Raw genomic sequence first — 1,618 nt, 5'->3', positions numbered from 1 at the left:
GCACCTGTTGCTCGAACAGCTCGTGGATGCAAAGATCCGACGGATAGGCCGCGTCCGTCCGGTTCAGCTCCTCCAAAAGGTAGGTCCGCTCCTCGGGCGACAGCAGCTCGATGCGGCCGACCGGCTGCCCGGCATCGGCAACCATCGCCCGCAGCAGCGCCAGCAGATAACCACGCTGCCGCTCGATCGTCGCTTCGTCGAACAGCGCCGTGGCATAGTGCAGCGATCCGGCGATCTGATCGCCACGCTCGCCCAGGCTCAGCTCCAGATCGAACTTGACCTGATCATACCCCTCCCCGGCAGCCTCCACACTCAGCCCCGGCAGGTCCAATGACTCGACCGCATTGTTCTCCCAGGCCAGCATCACCTGGAACAACGGCGTGTGATCAAGATGCCGGGGCGGCTGCGCGATCTCGACGACCTGCTCGAACGGCAGGTTCTGATGCTCCTGCGCGGCCAGCGCCGTGCGCCGCGTCCGCTCCAGAAGCTGCGCCAGGCTCGGCGCGCCCGACAGGTCGACCCGCAGCGCCAGCGTGTTGACGAAGAAGCCGATCAGCTCTTCGATCTCGCGCCGGCCGCGATTGGCGCTCGGCACGCCGATCACGACGTCGTCCTGCCCCGACAGGCGCGACAGCACCGCCGCCCAGGCCGCCAGCACCGTCATGAACAACGTCGTGCCATGCTGCCGGCTCAGCCGCTTCAGCCGCCGCGTCAGATCCGCATCGATAACGATCGGAACCGTCGCCCCGGCAAACGACTGCTGGGCCGGCCGCACGCGGTCCGTCGGCAGCGCAAGCCCGGCCGGTGCGCCTGACAGGGCGTTGCGCCAATACTGCGCCTGGCTCTGCAGCCGTTCCCCCGACAGCCACTGCCGTTGCCAGGCGGCATAATCCGGATATTGGATCGCAAGCGGCGGCAAAGGATCGTCCTGTCCAGCCTCGAACGCCCGGTAAAGCTGACTCAGTTCACGCATCAAGACGCCCATCGACCAGCCGTCGGAGACGATGTGATGCTGGGTCAGCTGGAAGACGTGCTCCTCATCCGCCAGCCGGATCAGACGAGCGCGGATCAGCGGCCCGCGCGACAGATCGAACGGCGTGCGCGCCTCTTCATGGCACAGATCCGAAAGCACAGCCTCAGCATCCGGCCTGTCCCGCAGATCGTGCTCGAGCACCGGCAGCCCCGCATCCGGCGGCAGGACCTCAACCCAGGGCTTGCCCTCCGGCGCGACAAAGACACTGCGCAGCGCCTCATGACGTGCAAACAGACGGTCAAGGCTGCGCTGCCAGGCGACGCGGTCGAGCACCCCCCGCAGCCGCAAGGCCAGCGGAATATGATAGTTGGTGCTGCCCTCGTCGAGCTGCGCCAAAAACCATAGCCGCTGCTGCGCAAACGACAGCACAAGCGGCTCATTGCGCGACACGGCCGCAATCGCCGGCAGGTCTTGCGGACCGGCGCGGCTCAAATCTTCGACGATGCTTTCCGCCAGATCAGCCAGCACCGGTTTGGCGAACAGCCTCGTCAGCGGCAGCTCGACGCCAACAACCTGCGACAGCCGGCTCATCAGCTGCACGGCCAACAGCGAGTGGCCGCCGAGCTCGAAGAAGTTGTCGTGGCG

1 protein-coding gene and 1 pseudogene are annotated in these 1,618 nt (G+C 66.5%); both read right to left on the bottom strand.

The window, feature by feature from the left end; all coding sequences use genetic code 11:
- On the bottom strand, positions 1–1,369 hold a 1,369-nt coding region (locus NKI25_RS36140), incomplete at its 3' end, for a condensation domain-containing protein (protein WP_353000943.1).
- 123 nt (positions 1,370–1,492) lie between these two features.
- Positions 1,493–1,618, bottom strand: a pseudogene (locus NKI25_RS36135) (phosphopantetheine-binding protein); the annotation flags it as partial.

The sequence above is a fragment of the Mesorhizobium sp. M0808 genome, assembly GCF_040320025.1.
GTDB lineage: Bacteria > Pseudomonadota > Alphaproteobacteria > Rhizobiales > Rhizobiaceae > Mesorhizobium.
The sequence above is the reverse complement of the archived record's forward strand: the minus strand, read 5'-3'. Positions and strand labels throughout refer to the sequence as shown.